The sequence below is a fragment of the Micromonospora sp. NPDC003776 genome (genome assembly GCF_053605645.1).
The window spans coordinates 1-15,432 of sequence record NZ_JBSGJR010000096.1 but is presented as its reverse complement, the minus strand read 5'-3'; the positions used below and the strand labels follow the sequence as shown (position 1 = coordinate 15,432).

General features: G+C 74.1%; 15 protein-coding genes, 2 pseudogenes and 1 riboswitch. Of the genes and pseudogenes, 6 read left to right on the top strand and 11 right to left on the bottom strand.

The features are described 5' to 3' along the window. Together surE and ACWEVO_RS11405 are read right to left on the bottom strand one after the other, a co-directional pair. Positions 1-523: 5'/3'-nucleotidase SurE (gene surE / locus ACWEVO_RS11410; RefSeq protein WP_452307441.1), on the bottom strand; the 523-nt coding region annotated here is incomplete at its 3' end. Then, the gene (locus tag ACWEVO_RS11405) at positions 520-1,500 is read right to left on the bottom strand and encodes a 1-phosphofructokinase family hexose kinase (RefSeq protein ID WP_452307440.1); all 981 of its coding nucleotides are present in this window, start codon (positions 1,498-1,500) and stop codon (positions 520-522) included. The genes ACWEVO_RS11405 and surE, both read right to left, overlap by 4 nt. Positions 1,501-1,634: 134 nt before the next feature. On the opposite strand from ACWEVO_RS11405, the gene ACWEVO_RS11400 reads away from it, so the two are divergent. Next, the gene (locus tag ACWEVO_RS11400) at positions 1,635-2,123 is read left to right on the top strand and encodes an SRPBCC family protein (protein WP_452307439.1); all 489 of its coding nucleotides are present in this window, start codon (positions 1,635-1,637) and stop codon (positions 2,121-2,123) included. A 5-nt stretch (positions 2,124-2,128) separates the two neighbouring features. On the opposite strand, the gene ACWEVO_RS11395 is transcribed toward ACWEVO_RS11400, so the two are convergent. From ACWEVO_RS11395 to ACWEVO_RS11375, 5 genes are all read right to left on the bottom strand, one after another. After that, positions 2,129-2,641, bottom strand: a complete 513-nt coding sequence (locus ACWEVO_RS11395; RefSeq protein ID WP_452307438.1) for a hypothetical protein — start codon at positions 2,639-2,641, stop codon at positions 2,129-2,131. Positions 2,642-2,748: 107 nt separating this feature from the next. Next, complete coding sequence (locus ACWEVO_RS11390) at positions 2,749-3,816, bottom strand: coiled-coil domain-containing protein (protein WP_452307437.1); 1,068 nt, start codon at positions 3,814-3,816, stop codon at positions 2,749-2,751. A gap of 5 nt (positions 3,817-3,821) precedes the next feature. Further along, a riboswitch (cyclic di-AMP (ydaO/yuaA leader) is annotated at positions 3,822-3,953 on the bottom strand. A gap of 144 nt (positions 3,954-4,097) precedes the next feature. Beyond that, the gene (locus tag ACWEVO_RS11385; RefSeq protein WP_452307436.1) at positions 4,098-5,012 is read right to left on the bottom strand and encodes a cation diffusion facilitator family transporter; all 915 of its coding nucleotides are present in this window, start codon (positions 5,010-5,012) and stop codon (positions 4,098-4,100) included. Positions 5,013-5,065: 53 nt separating this feature from the next. Further along, positions 5,066-7,189: a HelD family protein gene (locus tag ACWEVO_RS11380; RefSeq protein ID WP_452307435.1), complete on the bottom strand. Its 2,124-nt coding sequence runs from the start codon at positions 7,187-7,189 to the stop codon at positions 5,066-5,068. Between the two features lie 360 nt (positions 7,190-7,549). Continuing rightward, positions 7,550-8,494, bottom strand: coding sequence for an alpha/beta fold hydrolase (locus ACWEVO_RS11375; RefSeq protein WP_452307434.1), 945 nt, complete (start codon positions 8,492-8,494; stop codon positions 7,550-7,552). Positions 8,495-8,644: 150 nt separating this feature from the next. Between ACWEVO_RS11375 and ACWEVO_RS11370 the strand changes: the two are divergent. After that, positions 8,645-9,025: pseudogene (locus ACWEVO_RS11370) on the top strand (carbonic anhydrase); the annotation flags it as partial. On the opposite strand, the pseudogene ACWEVO_RS11365 reads toward ACWEVO_RS11370, so the two are convergent. The 4 genes and pseudogenes from ACWEVO_RS11365 to ACWEVO_RS11350 all read right to left on the bottom strand — a co-directional run. Further along, a pseudogene (locus ACWEVO_RS11365) lies at positions 9,020-9,658 on the bottom strand (metal ABC transporter permease); the annotation flags it as partial. The pseudogenes ACWEVO_RS11370 and ACWEVO_RS11365 overlap by 6 nt on opposite strands. A gap of 1 nt (position 9,659) precedes the next feature. Continuing rightward, positions 9,660-10,421, bottom strand: coding sequence for a metal ABC transporter ATP-binding protein (locus tag ACWEVO_RS11360; protein ID WP_452307433.1), 762 nt, complete (start codon positions 10,419-10,421; stop codon positions 9,660-9,662). Beyond that, a complete protein-coding gene (locus tag ACWEVO_RS11355) occupies positions 10,418-11,347 on the bottom strand; it encodes a metal ABC transporter substrate-binding protein (RefSeq protein WP_452307432.1) in 930 nt (309 codons plus the stop codon). The genes ACWEVO_RS11360 and ACWEVO_RS11355 overlap by 4 nt, the downstream gene beginning before the upstream one ends. A 73-nt stretch (positions 11,348-11,420) precedes the next feature. Then, positions 11,421-11,678: a DUF6703 family protein gene (locus ACWEVO_RS11350; RefSeq protein ID WP_452307431.1), complete on the bottom strand. Its 258-nt coding sequence runs from the start codon at positions 11,676-11,678 to the stop codon at positions 11,421-11,423. Between the two features lie 27 nt (positions 11,679-11,705). Between ACWEVO_RS11350 and ACWEVO_RS11345 the strand changes: the two genes are divergently transcribed. The 4 genes from ACWEVO_RS11345 to dusB all read left to right on the top strand — a co-directional run bounded on the left by ACWEVO_RS11345 (position 11,706) and on the right by dusB (position 15,346). Continuing rightward, the gene (locus ACWEVO_RS11345) at positions 11,706-12,047 is read left to right on the top strand and encodes an antibiotic biosynthesis monooxygenase family protein (protein ID WP_452307430.1); all 342 of its coding nucleotides are present in this window, start codon (positions 11,706-11,708) and stop codon (positions 12,045-12,047) included. Between the two features lie 25 nt (positions 12,048-12,072). Then, entirely contained in the window at positions 12,073-12,630 is a 558-nt protein-coding gene (locus tag ACWEVO_RS11340) for an Rv0361 family membrane protein (protein ID WP_452307429.1), read from the top strand. Between the two features lie 112 nt (positions 12,631-12,742). Continuing rightward, the gene (locus tag ACWEVO_RS11335) at positions 12,743-14,122 is read left to right on the top strand and encodes a glycine--tRNA ligase (RefSeq protein ID WP_452307428.1); all 1,380 of its coding nucleotides are present in this window, start codon (positions 12,743-12,745) and stop codon (positions 14,120-14,122) included. Positions 14,123-14,173: 51 nt separating this feature from the next. After that, positions 14,174-15,346 (top strand): tRNA dihydrouridine synthase DusB, encoded by a 1,173-nt coding sequence (gene dusB / locus ACWEVO_RS11330; protein ID WP_452307427.1) that lies wholly within the window; start codon positions 14,174-14,176, stop codon positions 15,344-15,346. Positions 15,347-15,432 lie beyond the last annotated feature (86 nt).

Sequence of the window (15,432 nt, the reverse complement as noted above, 5' to 3'; positions counted from 1 at the left end):
CCAGGGCCACCCGGGCGGCGGTGGGCCAGTGCCGTTCGGCGTCCGGTCCCCGGGCGGCGGCGGCCACCGCGGCTCCGCCGGTGGCCGCGGTGGCCTCGCCGGCGGAGAGCACGTCCAGCGACACCGCCATCGCCCGGCAGCCGTTCGCGGCGGCGGTGAACGCGGCGCCCACGGTGCCGGAGTGCAGCACCGCCCGGCCCGCGTTGGCGCCCCGGTTGATCCCGGAGAGCACCACCGACGGCGGCGGCCCGAACGCGCCGTGCACCGCGATCAGCGCGATGAAACCGGGTGAGCCGCCCACCCCGTACGCGGGCACCCCGGGCAGCTCCGGCAGCGGGTGGTCGCGGACCACGACGTGCCCGTTGCGCTCCACCGCGGTCATCGCGGCGCTGGTGCCGCTCGCCTCCTCCAGCGGCGCGGCGACCACCACGTCCAGCCCCCGGTCGACGGCCGCCTTCGCCAGCGCGCCGATGCCGGGCGCCGCGATGCCGTCGTCGTTGGTCACCAGGACCCGCACCGTCATCGTTCGGCCGCCCGTTCGGCCAGCTCTTCCGGGGTGGTCCGCTCCTGTGGCCGGGTGCCGGCCGGCACCAGCCGGACCCGCTCCACCAGCCCGCTGATCGAGTCCAGCCGGCCGGTGCCCAGTCCGTGCCGGGTCACGTTGAGCGCGCCGGCCGCCGCACCGGTGCGGATCGCGGTCCGCACGTCCCCGCCCAGGGCCACCACCGCGGCCACCCCGGCCGTCATCGAGTCGCCCGCGCCGCGCGGGTCGGCCGCCTCCAGCTTCGGCATCTCCACCTCGAAGACCTCCCCGTCGACCAGGGCCAGGGCCGGCTGGTCCGCCCGGCTCACCACCACGCTCTCCGCGCCGGCGGCGTGCAGGTCGTACATCGCCCGGGTGAGTTCCTGCTCGTCGTCGCCCCGGGCCCGCCCGTCGGCGATCAGCTCCTCGTGGCTGACCTTGAGGAAGAAGACGCCGCTGGCCAGCACGGCGTCGAGGTGCGCGCCGCACAGGTCCACCACCACCCGGCTGCCGTTGGCGCCCAGGTCGGCGGCGAACCGCCGGTAGAGGTCGGCCGGCACCAGCTCGGGATGGCTCGGCCCGCTCAGCACGCTGACCGGGGCCTGCAGGCCCTCGCCGAGGGTGAGGTTGTAGAGCTCGTCCAGCTCGTGCCGGCTCAGCGGGTGGCCGGTCACGTCCACGATCTCCCGGCGGCTGCCGTCCCGCCGGTCGTGCACGTACCCGCCGCTGCCGCCGGAGTCGCGGACCACCACCCGGAGCTGGACCCCCTCGCTGACCAGCAGCGGCTCCAGCACCTGGCCGATCTCGCCGCCGAGGCTGGTGCAGAGCGTCACCGGCACGCCGAGGGAGAGGATCATCCGGGCCTGCCACACCCCCTGCCCGCCGGGATGCAGGTGCAGCTCGGGGTGGTCGGCCGGCTGGTCGACGGTGACCGTGAGCCGGGGCGTCGGGGCGAAGACCATCACGTGCGCGCTCATCCGGCGTACCCCTGCATGCCCGGCCTCCTCGTCGCGCGGTCCCCGGCGTGCCGGGATTCCCGGCCGGTCCCGGGTCATGCCGGAGGGTCAGGGACCTTCGGCCGTTGCCACGCCGGCCCCGGTACGGGACTATCGTGCGAACCGTCGACCGCGAGGGGAGTCCGGGGTTGCTCAGCAGCGACAGCTTCAGCTACACCGTGCAGGCCCGCTGCACCCGGGCGGAAGCGTCCGCCCTGCTCAGCGACCTGTCCCGGCAGGGCGAGCTGCATCCGCTGATCGTCCGGGTGCGCGAGCTGCCGCCGCGACCCGGCGCCTTGGCCAGCTACGCGATCACCGACCGGCTGGAGCTGGGCCCGCTGCACTTCCCGGTCACCTACCAGGCGGACGTGCTGATCGCGAACGAGGACGAGGTGGTGACGGTGGCCCGGCAGCAGCCGGCCACCACGGTGCGCAACCACACCCGGCTGCGCGACGAGCCCGACGGCGTGGTGCGGATCGACGTGGAGATCACGCTGTCCGCCCCGGCGCCCCTGTTCGGGTACGCCTTCCGGCAGGCCCGCGCCGCCCACCTCGGGCTGGCCAGCCGGCTCGGCGCCAGGCTGGAGCAGGGGCGCGCCGTCTGACAGCCTCAGCCGCCCCGGCCGGCCGGCACCGCCCGCCGGCCCGCCGGCACGGCCGCCCGCCGCAGCCGCCCCCACGGCTTGTACGTGGACAGCACGGTGGCGATCAGCAGCAGCGTGGTGGAGACGCTCGGCGCGACCACCAGGTCCACCCGCAGGTGGGCGTCGGCCGCCGCGCCCAGCTCGCCGAGGTGCCGGATCCGGGGGGTCAGCAGCAGGAGCACCAGCCCGAGCATGACGGTGGTGATGCCGAACTTGACCAGCACCCAGCGCCAGCGCAGCAGGCCCCAGGGAGTGAGCAGCGCGCTGGCCACCCCGACCAGCCACACCGCCACGCTCAGCGGCGCGAACAGCCAGGTCACCAGCAGACCCGCGGTCGGGTAGACCACCTCCGGGTCGGCCCCGCGCAGCCCGGCGATGCCCAGCGTGAGCAGCACCAGGTCCACGCCGAGCCAGCCCAGCGAGGTGACCAGGTGCAGGGTCAGCAGGGTCTTGCGCGCGGGCGGGGAGAGTCGGCTCATGCTGCCGATCCTGCGCGGAGCAGCCGGCGGCGTCGTGGGGCCGGGAACGACATCCGGCGTACGTCGGCGGACGTAGGGTGGCCCGCCGGTGGCGGGCCACCCCGGGCTCAGTAGACCGACAGGTGCACGTGGTTGGTGTGGTCGCTGGACGGGTCGCCGTTGCCGCCGCTGTACGCCTTCCACCCGCTGCTGGGCAGCCAGATCTGCTTGTACCAGATCACGTAGAGCACGGCGAGCGCGTCCGAGTTGCGGATGAAGTACGCCGCGAGGTTGTTGCCGTACGTCTTGTCGCCGCCGGTGGCCACGCCGCCGAAGCCGTCCTTCTGGGCGGCGAAGTCGCAGGCCCGCCCCTTCGGGTGCTCACCCGACCCGCTGGGTCGGTAGCAGGAGACGTACCGGGTGAACCCGGCGGCCTTGGCCTGCTGGAGGGCGTGCAGCGTGCGCGGGGTGATGCAGCCGTCGGCGGGCGTCGGGTCGTTGACGCTGCACGACTCCGGCGGCCAGGAGCCGTCGGGGTTGCGCTTCGCCGGGGTGGCGTTCGCGGTGGAGGTGCCCCGGGTGCCGCTGCCGTCCGAGGTGGCCGCCCGCTTGTTGGCCACCTCCAGCGCCTGCTCGGCCTGCTGCTTGCGCTTGGCCATCACCGCGACCTGCTTGCGCTGCTCCTGGATCTCGGCGTTCAGCGCGGCCTGGGTACGGGTGGCCTGGTCCCGGGTGTCGAGCAGCTCGCGAAGCGCCCGGTCCTCGTTGGCGGCGACCTGCGACAGCGCGGCGGCCCGGTCGAGGAAGCCCTCCGGGCTGGTGCTGCCGAGCAGCGCCGAGGCGGTGCCGAGCCGGCCGCTGCGGTACGCCACCGCCGCGATCTCGCCGACCTTGGCGTCGCGGCTGCCCAGCTCGGCGTTGATGGTGGTGAGCTGGGCGGCGAGCTGCTTCTGCCGGGTGACCGAGCGGTTCAGCGCGGTCCGCGCGTCCAGCCAGCCCTTGCTGGCCGCGTCGAGCTGGGCGCGCAGGGCCGCCGTGCCGCCCTCGTCGTCGCCGGGCGCGGCGGCGAGCAGGCCGGTCGGGGAAGCCGCCGAGGCGGGGGAGACCGGCAGGGCCGCGACGCCGAGGGCGAGCGTCGCGACGAGCAGGGCCGCCAACCGGGCGGCCGTCCGTCGTACAGGTGCCACTGATGGCATTCAGGTGTCCTTCCGTCAACCGCCGACCGGGTTAGCTGACGGGTTCGGGACGGAAGATCCCTACCGCTGACGCGGATGCACCCCAGGTACGTGGTTCCCCGGCTCGCCGGGCTCCGGCGATTAGGCGACGGCCGCCCCCGGGCGCCGATGGGCGCCGCCCGGCGGAGGCCGCGACCGAGCCTACCGGCGGTCCGCCGAGCCGGCCCGCGTCCGGGGTCGGCCGGCCGGCGTCAAAACCGGCATAAGTGCACAATAACCACTTGAATTTAAGATTGTCCTAATTACCACTCGACCGGACCGCAGGCGCCGGCGGACGCTCCGGGTTCGATCTGCAACGTGGCGTGATCGATGTGGAAGTCCTCCCGCAGCGCCGCCCGGGCCGCGGCGAGCACGTCGCCGACCTCGGCGCCGGGGGCCGTGGTCAGGTGCGCCGAGGCCACCTCCATGCCGGAGGTGAGGGTCCACACGTGCAGGTCGTGCACCTCGGCGACGCCGGGCACCGCGGCCAGCCGGTCGTGCACCGCGGTCACCTGGAGATGCTCGGGAGCGGCCTGCACCAGGATCCGTACCGCGGCCCGGCCGAGCCGCCAGGTGCGCGGCAGGATGAACAGCCCGATCGCGACCGCGACCAGCGGGTCCGCCCACCACCAGTCGGTCACCGCGATGACCAGGGCGGCGCCGATCACGCCGAGCGAGCCGAGCAGGTCGCCGAGCACCTCCAGGTACGCCCCGCGCAGGTTGATGCTCTCCTCCGCCCCGGCGCGCAGCAGCGCGAAGGCGGCGAGGTTGGCGAGCAGGCCGAGCACCGCGACGGCGAGCATCGGCCCGGCGAGGACCTCCGGCGGCTCGCCGAACCGGCGGACCGCCTCGACCAGCACGTAGACCGCGACCACGCCGAGCAGCACCGCGTTGGCCAGGGCGGCCAGCACCTCCAGCCGGTAGAGCCCGAAGGTGCGCTGCGGGTCGGTGTCGGCCCGGCGGGTGGCGCTGATCGCCGCGAGGGCCATCCCGATGCCGAGCACGTCGGTGAACATGTGCCCGGCGTCGGAGAGCAGGGCCAGCGAGCCGGTGCCGAACGCGGCCACCGCCTCCACCACCATCAGGGCGGTGAGCAGGCCGAACGCGGCCCAGAGTCGACCACGGTGGCGCTGTGCGGCGTTGGTCACCGCACCGCTGTGGTCATGACCCGCGCCCACGCCCACACCCTCTCGTCCGTCGCCCCGGCCCGACTCAATCTATGCTCACATCGCTATGTGTGCAAATGAACGTCGAGCGTGGTGAGGCGCTGGGTGGCCCGGGAGAGCGCCACGTAGAGCGTCCGGACCCCGGAGCCCGGGTCGGCCCGGATCTCGCTCGGCGCGACCAGCGCCACCCCGTCGTACTCCATGCCCTTGGCCTGGAGGCTGGTCACCACCTGGAGCCGGCTGCCGCCCAGCTCGCCGAGCCAGCCGGCCACCTCGTCCCGGCGGGGCACCGGGGTGATCACGCCGACCGTGCCCTCGACCTCGGCCAGCAGGGCGCGGACCGCCGCCACGGTGGCCGGGGCCAGCTCGGCGGCGGGCACCGCCAGCTCGACCGGCTCGACACCGGTGGAGCGGACCGCGGTGGGCAGCGGCAGGTCCGGGTAGAGCCGGCGGATCTCCGCCGCCGCCACGGCGAAGATCTCCGCCGAGTTCCGGTAGTTGGTGGTCAGCTCGTAGCGGTACCGGCGGCGGCGTCCCAGCGCCTGGTCGCGGGCCCGGGTCAGCTCCTGCGGGTCGCCGGTCCAGGCGGTCTGCGCCGGGTCGCCGACCACCGTCCAGGAGGCCAGCCGGCCCCGCCGGCCGATCATCCGCCACTGCATCGGCGACACGTCCTGGGACTCGTCGACCACCACGTGGGCGTAGTCGCGGTAGTCCTCCGGCCGCTCCCGGGCGGCCGCCCGGGCGGCCCGCTGCCGGTCGGCGTACGTGCTCAGCTCGCGGACGCCCCCGGCGAGCTGGAACGGGTCGCGCTTCGGCCGCCGTCGCTGGACCGGCTTGCCCAGCAGCGCGTCCAACTCGTCCAGCAGCGCCACGTCGGCGATGGTCGGCCCCTCGCCGTCCAGGCTCCGGTACGCCTCGGTCAGCAGCCGGATCTCCGCCCCGGACAGCACCCCGTCGGCGTACCGGCGCAGCCGATCGGGGCGGGCCAGCCAGCCGAGCACGTGCCGGGGGTGCAGCCGCGGCCACCACGCCTTCAGGAACTCCCGGAACTCCGGGCGCTCGATGATCTCGTCCTCGAAGGCGGGCTGCTCCGGCAGCCGGCCCACCCGCAGCGTCCGGGCCTGCGCGTACAACGCCGCGAGGACGGCGTCGAAGCCCGCCCGGCGCACCTCGTTGCGCCGCGCCCCGCGGGGCAGCGCCTGGTCCCGGATCGCGTCCAGCTCGGCCCGCTCCAGCCGGAGCAGCTCACCCCGGTAGAGCAGGCGCAGCTCGGTCGGGGCGTCCGGCACCGCGTCCCGGACCGCGCGCTCCAGCACCCGGCGCATCCGTAGCGAACCCTTCACCGCCGCCACCTCGGGCGGATCGGTGCGGGTCGCCGACACGCCGGGGAAGAGCGAGCCGAGCGAGTGCAGGGTCGCGGTCTCCTCGCCGAGGGAGGGCAGCACCGAGGCGATGTACTCGACGAACACCCCGGACGGGCCGACCACCAGGATGCCGCCGCCCGCGTACCGGGACCGGTCCGAGTAGAGCAGGTACGCGGCGCGGTGCAGGGCCACCGCCGTCTTGCCGGTGCCCGGGCCGCCGGAGACGATCGTGACCCCGTTGCCGGGGGAGCGGATCGCCTCGTCCTGCTCGCGCTGGATGGTGGCGACGATGTCCCGCATGCCCCGCCCGGTCGCCCGGGACAGGGTGGCCAGCAGCGCCCCGTCGCCGACCACCGCCAGGTCCGGCGGCGCGGCCTCCGGGTCCAGCAGGTCGTCCTCGATCCGGGTCACCTTCTCGGCCGATGACTGGATCGTGCGCCGGCGTACCACGCCCATCGGCTCGGCCGGGGTGGCCTGGTAGAACGCGGCGGCGGCGGGCGCCCGCCAGTCCACCACCAACGTCTCGGCGTCCTCCCCGCGCACCCCGAGCCGGCCCACGTGCAACACCTGCCCGGTCCGCAGGTCGAGCCGGCCGAAGACCAGCCCCTCGTGCTCGGCGTCCAGCACGTGCCGGCGTTGGGCGGCGTGGAAGACCATCGCGTCCCGCTCCACCAGCGCGCCGAAGTTGCCCACCCGGGCCAGCCGGTAGCCCTCCCGCTCGGCCTCGGCGGCGGCGCGACGCAGCTCCGCGAGCCGGGCGTACACCCGGTCGAGGTGCCGCTGCTCGACGGCGATCTCCCGGTCCAGGGTGGTCTGGTCGCTCAACGCGGGGGCTCCTGATGGTCACGTGGCGGGCACGGCGGGCTGATAGAGGGTACGGGGCCGGCGTCCCGGCCCCTGTCGGGGCCATGCCGCCACCCGGCGTTCACCCCGTGCCGGTTGCCCGTTATCCGGCCGTTCCCACGCCTTGTCCTGCCTGGCGGCGGCCTGGCAGCCCGGCCGTTCAGCCACGCTCACCAGCCGCCTCCCGAGGTCGACACACCTCTCCACCCGCCTTTGCTCTGCTTCAGCGGACGCAACGGTGAAGCGCTCTCAGTGTTGCGTGGACTGAAGCAGAGCAAAGGTGCGGGGACGGGGTGCCGGGGGCGGCCGGTGACCTGCCCCACGCCGCCGGCCGCCACCGGATCAGGCGGCCGCCGGTCGCGCCGTCGCCCGGCCCCGGCAGCTGTCCGGGCCGGCCAGCACCCGCTCGACCACCGCGGCGAGGGCCGCGTTCACCTGGTCGGGGCGTTCCATCATGAGCATGTGCCCGGCGCCCGGGCAGACGGTCAGCTCGGTGGTGGGCAGCGCCGCGGCGATCGACTCGGCGCAGGGCGGCGGCGTGAGCCGGTCCCGGTCGCCGACCAGCGCGGCGGCCGGCAGGTCGCCGAGCGCCGCCAGGGTGTCCAGCCGGTGCTGGGCGCCGATCGAGGCGCGGAACCCGCCGATCGAGCGGAGCGAGGCGTGCGCCACCGCCGAGGTGACCAGCCGGATGTCCGCCGGGTCGCAGTGGTCGCCGAAGAGCATCCAGCGGATGCTCGGCCGCAACGCCCGCAGCAGCGCCCGCGGCGGCCGCCAGGCGCCGCACCGGGCCAGCACCCCGGCGCCGGTGGTCTCGGCGAGCCGGATCAGCCGGGCGATCCGTGGCGAGAGCCCGTACGCCGTGTGGGTGTGCCCCTCGGCGGTGGTCGAGACGAAGACCAGCCCGGCGGTACGGGCGGCGAAGTGTCCGGGGTGGCGGTGCGCGTACTCCATCACCGTCATCCCGCCCATGGAGTGCCCGACCAGCACGATCCGCCCGGCCGGGGCGATCTCGTCCAGCACCGCGGCCAGGTCGTCGCCGAGCTGGGCCAGGGTGGCGGTACGCAGGGCCATGCAGCTGGACCGGCCGTGGCCCCGGGCGTCGTAGGCCACCACCCGGACCCGGTCGCCGAACCGGCTCCGCAGGTCGGCGAGCTGGCGGTGCCAACTGCGCCCGTCCAGCGTCCAGCCGTGCAGCAGGATCGCGGTGACCTCGGCGTCGGCCGGTCCGGTGGCCTCGACGTGCAGGCGTACGCCGTCGGGAAGCCGTACCTCCAGGTGCTCCGGCATCGTGAACCTCCCCCGGGCCGGCCGGTGTCTGCTCACCGGCGTAACCCGGCGGTAACAACCGGCTACCCGTCATGACAACACGCCAACCATGGCGGTGAGAAGATTCGCAACCCGGCTCCGGGCGGTCGGATCGGTGACCACGCTGGAAGGATGCCGCCGTCCCGTCCCACCCGCGCCGCCCGGAGCCCGCGAGCCGCCCTCGCCGAGCTGCTGGCCGGCAACCGCCGCTTCGTCAGCGGTCAACCGGTGCACGGCCACGACGTCACCGCCGCCGCGGCGGTCGCCTCCGGTGACCAGCAGCCGTACGCCGTGGTGCTGGGCTGCATCGACTCGCGGGTCCCGCTGGAGGCGATCTTCGACCAGACCTTCGGGTCGATCTGCGTGATCCGCACCGGCGCGCACGTGCTGGACCGGGCGGTGCTCGGCTCCATCGAGTTCGTGGTCGGCCAGCTCGCGGTGCCGCTGGTGCTGGTGCTCGGGCACGAGCGCTGCGGCGCGGTCGGCTCGGCCGTGGCGGCGCTGCACACCGGGGGTCACCTGCTGCGCGGTCGCCACCGGCACCACCATCAGGGCGCTGATCAGCAGCACCCCGACGGCCCGCATGGCGATGGTCACCGTCACCGCGGTGGCCACCGCGAGCAGCAGGTTGAGCGCCCGGACCGGCAGGCCGGAGACCCGCGCGTACTCCTCGTCGTGGCAGACCGCGAAGAGCGCCGGGCGCAGCGCCAGCATGGTCACCAGGATCGCCACGCCGAGCACCAGGATGGTGGTCAGGTCGGCCGTCGAGGTCGTGGTCAGCGACCCGAAGAGGTACGAGTTGAGCGACGCGCTGCTGGCGTGGGAGAGCCCGACCAGCATCACGCCACCGGCGATGCCGCCGTAGAAGAGCAGCGCCAGGGCCAGGTCGCCGGAGGTACGCCCGCGCGCGCGGACCAGCTCGATGGCGATCGCGCCGAGCGCGGCCGCGAGCACCGCCACCAGCACGGGGGAGCGGTTGAGCAGCAGTCCGGCGCCGACGCCGGTGAGCGCCACGTGCCCGATACCGTCGCCGATCAGCGCCATCCGCCGCTGCACCAGGTAGATGCCGAGCGCCGGGGCGGCCAGCCCGATGACCAGCGCGCCGACCAGCGCGCGGAGCATGAAGTCGTACTGGAAGAGGTCCATGTCAGATGCTCCTCCACAGCCCGGCGGGCTCCTCGTCGCAGTGCGGGTGCACGTGTTCGTGATCCGGGTCGGCGTGGTGGCCGGCCGGCTCGGGCACCGGACCGTCGTGGCAGACGCCGCCCTGGTGGACGACGACCGCCCGGCTGATCAGGGGGCGCAGCGGGCCGAGTTCGTGGGCCACCAGCAGCACCGTGCCGCCGCCGGCGAGGAAGCCGTCCAGTGCCGCGGCGAACGCCTCCTGGCTGGCCGCGTCCACCCCGGCGGTCGGCTCGTCCAGCACCAGCAGCTCCGGCTGGCCGGCCAGGGCCCGGGCGATCAGGGTGCGCTGCTGCTGCCCGCCGGAGAGGGTGGCCACTGGATCCCCGGCCCGGTCGGCGAGCCCCACCGCGCGCAGCGCCGCGGCGACCGCCTCGCGGTCGGCCCGGCCCGGCTGGCGCAGCACGCCCCGGCGGGCCAGCCGCCCGGACGCCACCACCTCGCCCACCGTGGCCGGTACGCCGCTGCCCGCGCCGAGCCGCTGCGGGACGTACCCGATGCGGTGCCACTGGCGGAAGCGGCGCTGCGGGGTGCCGAAGAGGGTGACCGACCCGGCGCCCAGCGGGACCAGGCCCAGCACGGCGCGGATCAGGGTGGACTTGCCGGAGCCGTTGGCGCCGAGCACGGCGACCACCTCGCCGGCGGTGACGGTGAGTGAGACGTCCCGCAGCACGGGCCGGGCGTCGTAGCCGACGGCCGCGTGTGCGACCTGGATCACGGGTGTCATGAGCAGTCCAAGGCGGTGCGCAGGGTCTGGAGGTTGGTCCGCATCGCCGAGAGGTAGTCCCCCTCGGCCGGCGGGCCCTCGATCGGGTCGAGCACGGCCGTCGTGGCGCCGACCTCCCGGGCCACGGTCTCGGCGACCTTCGGGCTGACCAGCGTCTCGAAGAAGATGGTGGTGGCCCCGTGCTCGTGGGCCTCCTTCGCCACCTCGGCGAGGCGGCGTGGGGCGGGCTCGCCCTCCGGGGCGAGGCCGGTGATGCCGACCTGTTCGAGTTGGTAGCGGGCGGCGAGATAGCCGAAGGCGGTGTGGCTGGTCACCATCTCCCGCCGCTGGCAGGCGCGCAGGCCCTGGGCGTAGTCGGCGTCCAGGGCCGCCAGGTCGGCGCGGAGCGCCCCGGCCCGGGCGGCGTAGTCGGCGGCGTGGCCGGGGTCGGCCCTGCCCAGCCGATCGGCGAGCCGGTCGCCGATGGTGGCCAGCCGGGTGGGGTCGAGCCAGACGTGCGGATCCTTGCCCCCGTGCTCCGGGTGGCCGGCCTCGCCGTCGTGCTCGTGGTCGGCCGCCGCCGCGTCCTGCAGCGGCTGCACGGTCGCCACGTCGAAGGCCCGGCCGCCGCCGTTCTGCGCGACCGCCTCGTCCACCGCCGGCTGGAAGCCGGAGAGGTAGACGATCAACTCCGCGTCGGCGACCTGGCCGACCTGGCGCGGGTGGAGTTCGAGGTCGTGCGGCTCGGCTCCGGGCTTGACCAGGTTGGTGACCGTGACCGCGTCGCCGCCGATCCGCTCGGCGAGGAACTGGAGCGGGTAGAACGCCGCCACCACGTCGACCCGGTCGGGGTCCCGTCCGCTGCCGTCACCAGCCGCGCAGCCGGCCACGGTGAGCAGGGCGGCGGTGGCGGCGGCGAGCAGGCGTGCGGCGGTGCGGACGGTCATGTGTCAACTGTCCGCGATAACGAAATTGATTGTCAAAAACGCATGATTGCATGTCAGCGCGGTGCGCGCCGGGTCAGAGCAGCTTGGCCAGCGCGATCGTGATCAACAGCGTGAGCATGACCAGCCGCGGCACCCGGGTGGCCGGCCGCTGCACCGCCCAGGTGACCGTCATCAGCCACACCAGCAGCCCGGCCAGCAGGAGCAGCAGCACGCCGCCCACGGCGCCGGGTGTGAAGAGCGCCACCAGCACCAGGACCAGCGCCGCCAGGAACACCGCCGTCGGGTTGACCCTGGCCAGCCGGGCCAGCAGGGGACTCTGCGTAGGCTGCATGCCACAGACTCTACGAGGAGGAAGCCGGTGCTGGTCACCAACCGGTTCGTGGTCGACACCGAGGTGGCGTCCGAATTCACCGAACGGGCGCACGCCGCGCTGGCCGCGCTCGCCGCCCGGCCCGGCTACCTGCGCGGCGAGCTGGTGCGGGCGTTGGACGACCCCACGCACTGGTGCCTGCTCACCGAGTGGGAGTCGGTCGGGGCGTACCGGCGGGCGCTCGGCGGGTTCGACGTCAAGGTCACCGCCGTGCCGCTGCTCGCCCAGTCCGTCGACGAGCCGTCCGCCTACGAGACGCTCGCCAGCGCCGCGCCCGGCGGGGAGATCGTCATCGTCGCCAGTGATCGGGCCGCAGGCCCTTACCGCTGAGGCCGGGGGCACTACCCTGGCGCGTATGACCGCTCCCGGGGCTGTCCCACCCCCACCGCCCGTGCCGTCCGGCGTCCCGCTGGTACCCGGGTCGCCGGCGGACCCCGGCGTCCCGACGCCGCCCGCCGGGCCGGGGGTCGCCCCGCCGTTCGCCGCCCCGCCCACCGAGGGCGGCCGGGCCCGGCTCTGGCTCGGGCTCGGCGTCGGCGCGCTCGCCGTGCTGCTCTGCTGCGGCGGCGGCGGCGCGGCCGTGGTCGGGCTGGCGGTGAGCAACGTCCAGGCCGTCGAGGAACAGGGCCGGGCGGTCACCGACGACTACTACCAGGCCCTGGTCCAGAAGGACTGGTCCAAGGCGTACGACCAGCTCTGCGACGACGCCCGGCGGCGCGAGTCGCGGCCGGAGTTCGAGCAGCGGGTGGCCACCGAGCCGCAGATCTCCGGCTACCGGGTCGGCAAGGTCGACACCCAGACGCTGACCGTGCCGGTGAACGTCACGCTCGCCGGCGGCAAGCAGGAGAACCAGACGGTGACCCTGGCGCCGGACCAGCAGACGGGCGGCATGGAGGTCTGCGGGGTGAGCTGACCCGGCCCCGGTATTCTGCTGGGCTCGGGACGTCGGTCGCCGTACCGTTGTCCCGGACCGTCCGGTTCCATCCACACACCCCCGCCGACCGCCAGCCGGCGTAGGAGGAAACATGCCAGCCGACCGTATCGACGCCGTCGTCAGCCTCGCCAAGCGCCGAGGCTTCGTCTTCCCCTCCAGCGAGATCTACGGGGGCACCCGATCGGCGTGGGACTACGGTCCGCTCGGCGTGGAGCTCAAGGAGAACGTCCGCCGGCAGTGGTGGAAGACCATGGTCCAGCAGCGCGACGACGTCGTCGGCCTGGACTCCGCGGTCATCCTGGCCCGCCAGGTCTGGGCGGCCAGCGGCCACATCGCCGAGTTCGTCGACCCGCTGACCGAGTGCCAGTCCTGCCACAAGCGGTTCCGCGCCGACCACCTCGAGGAGGCGTACGAGGCCAAGCACGGCCGGCCGCCGACCTCGCTGTCGGAGCTCAACTGCCCGAACTGCGGCAACAAGGGCACCTTCACCGAGCCGAAGATGTTCAACGGCCTGATGAAGACCTACCTGGGCCCGGTGGAGAGCGAGGAGGGCCTGCACTACCTGCGCCCGGAGACCGCCCAGGGCATCTTCGTCAACTACAAGAACGTGGAGACCGTCGCCCGCAAGAAGCCGCCGTTCGGCATCGCGCAGACGGGCAAGTCGTTCCGCAACGAGATCACCCCGGGCAACTTCATCTTCCGGACGCGCGAGTTCGAGCAGATGGAGATGGAGTTCTTCGTCGAGCCGGGCACCGACGAGAAGTGGCACGAGTACTGGCTCCAGGAGCGCTGGAACTGGTACCTCGACCTGGGCCTCTCCGCGGACAACCTGCGCTTCTACGAGCACCCCAAGGAGAAGCTCTCCCACTACTCCAAGCGCACGGTCGACATCGAGTACCGGTTCCAGTTCGGCGGCACCGAGTTCGCCGAGCTGGAGGGCATCGCCAACCGCACCGACTTCGACCTGTCCACGCACAGCAAGCACTCCGGCGTCGACCTGTCGTACTTCGACCAGACCAAGGGCGAGCGCTGGATGCCGTACGTGATCGAGCCGGCCGCCGGCCTCACCCGCGCGGTGCTCGCCTTCCTGCTCGAGGCGTACGACGAGGACGAGGCGCCGAACACCAAGGGCGGGGTCGACAAGCGGACCGTCATGCGGTTCGACCCGCGGCTGGCCCCGGTCAAGGTGGCGGTGCTGCCGCTGTCCCGCAACGAGGCCCTCTCGCCCAAGGCCAAGCAGCTCGCCGCCGACCTGCGCAAGCGCTGGGTGGTCGAGTTCGACGACTCCCAGGCCATCGGCCGCCGCTACCGCCGGCAGGACGAGATCGGTACGCCGTTCTGCGTGACCGTCGACTTCGACACGCTGGACGACAACGCGGTGACCGTGCGGAACCGGGACACCATGGCCCAGGAGCGCGTCTCCCTGGACCAGGTCGAGCGCTACCTCATCGAGCGCCTCCCCGGCTGCTGAGCTGGTCACGGGGCCCCGGCCGGGCAGGCCGGGGCCCCGTACACTTGTCCGGTGACCGCCTCGACCCTGCCCGCGCTGCGGCCGTTGAACCTCGGGCCGCATCAGGTGTGGCCGCCGGTGGTGCTCGCGCCGATGGCCGGGATCACCAACGTCGGCTTCCGGCGGCTCTGCCGGGAGCAGGGCGGCGGCATCTACGTCTGCGAGATGATCACCACCCGGGCGCTGGTCGAGCGGAACCCCAAGACGCTCCGCATGATCGCGTTCGGGGCGGAGGAGCAACCGCGCAGCCTCCAGCTCTACGGCACCGACCCGGAGATCACCGCCGCCGCCGTGCGGATCGTGGTCGAGCGGGATCTCGCCGACCACATCGACCTGAACTTCGGCTGCCCGGTCCCCAAGGTCACCCGGCGCGGCGGCGGGTCGGCCCTGCCGTGGCGGCGCCGGCTCTTCGCCCGGCTGGTCAAGGCCGCGGTGGACGCCGCGTCGCCCGCCGGGGTGCCGGTCACCGTGAAGATGCGCAAGGGCATCGACGACGACCACCTGACGTACGTCGAGGCCGGGCTGGCAGCCCAGGATGCCGGGGTGGCGGCGGTCGCCCTGCACGGGCGTACGGCCGCGCAGCGCTACTCGGGCACCGCCGACTGGGACGCCATCGCCACCCTGAAGCAGGCGCTCGATGTGCCGGTGCTCGGCAACGGCGACATCTGGGAGGCCGACGACGCGCTCCGGATGGTCGCCCACACCGGCGTCGACGGCGTGGTGATCGGGCGGGGCTGTCTGGGCCGGCCGTGGCTCTTCGCCGACCTGGAGGCCGCCTTCAACGGCCGGACCGAGCGGCGGCTGCCCACCCTCGGCGAGGTGGCGGTCACCATGCGGCGGCACGCCGAACTGCTGGTGGACCAGTTCGTGGCCGGAGCCCGCAACCCGGCCCGGGGCGAGCGCGACGGCTGCACCGACTTCCGCAAGCACGTCGCCTGGTATCTCAAGGGCTTCCCGATCGGCAGCGAGCTGCGCCGCTCACTCGCGATGATCGACAGCCTGGCCCAGCTCGACGACCTGCTCGGCAAGCTCGACCCGACCGTGCCGTTCCCGGTGGAGAACCTGGGCCAGCCGCGCGGCCGGACCAACTCCCCGGGCAAGGTCTTCCTGCCCGACGGCTGGCTGGCCAGCCGCGACGACGACACGGTGCCCGACGGCGCCGAGCTGGACGACTCCGGCGGCTGAGATGCCGAAAGGGCCCGACCCCCGTGGGGGTCGGGCCCTTTCGCGTGTTGCTCGGATCGTCAGGAGGCGCTGTAGCCGCGGGTGGC

Bases quoted from the DNA above. Each gene is read 5' to 3' on its own strand.
- ACWEVO_RS11390 (WP_452307437.1), bottom strand. From the start codon at position 3,816: ATGCCATCAGTGGCACCTGTACGACGGACGGCCGCCCGGTTGGCGGCC.
- ACWEVO_RS11340 (WP_452307429.1), top strand. From the start codon at position 12,073: ATGACCGCTCCCGGGGCTGTCCCACCCCCACCGCCCGTGCCGTCCGGC.
- ACWEVO_RS11355 (WP_452307432.1), bottom strand. From the start codon at position 11,347: ATGACCGTCCGCACCGCCGCACGCCTGCTCGCCGCCGCCACCGCCGCC.
- ACWEVO_RS11375 (WP_452307434.1), bottom strand. From the start codon at position 8,494: ATGCCGGAGCACCTGGAGGTACGGCTTCCCGACGGCGTACGCCTGCAC.
- ACWEVO_RS11395 (WP_452307438.1), bottom strand. From the start codon at position 2,641: ATGAGCCGACTCTCCCCGCCCGCGCGCAAGACCCTGCTGACCCTGCAC.
- ACWEVO_RS11360 (WP_452307433.1), bottom strand. From the start codon at position 10,421: ATGACACCCGTGATCCAGGTCGCACACGCGGCCGTCGGCTACGACGCC.
- ACWEVO_RS11335 (WP_452307428.1), top strand. From the start codon at position 12,743: ATGCCAGCCGACCGTATCGACGCCGTCGTCAGCCTCGCCAAGCGCCGA.
- ACWEVO_RS11405 (WP_452307440.1), bottom strand. From the start codon at position 1,500: ATGAGCGCGCACGTGATGGTCTTCGCCCCGACGCCCCGGCTCACGGTC.
- ACWEVO_RS11350 (WP_452307431.1), bottom strand. From the start codon at position 11,678: ATGCAGCCTACGCAGAGTCCCCTGCTGGCCCGGCTGGCCAGGGTCAAC.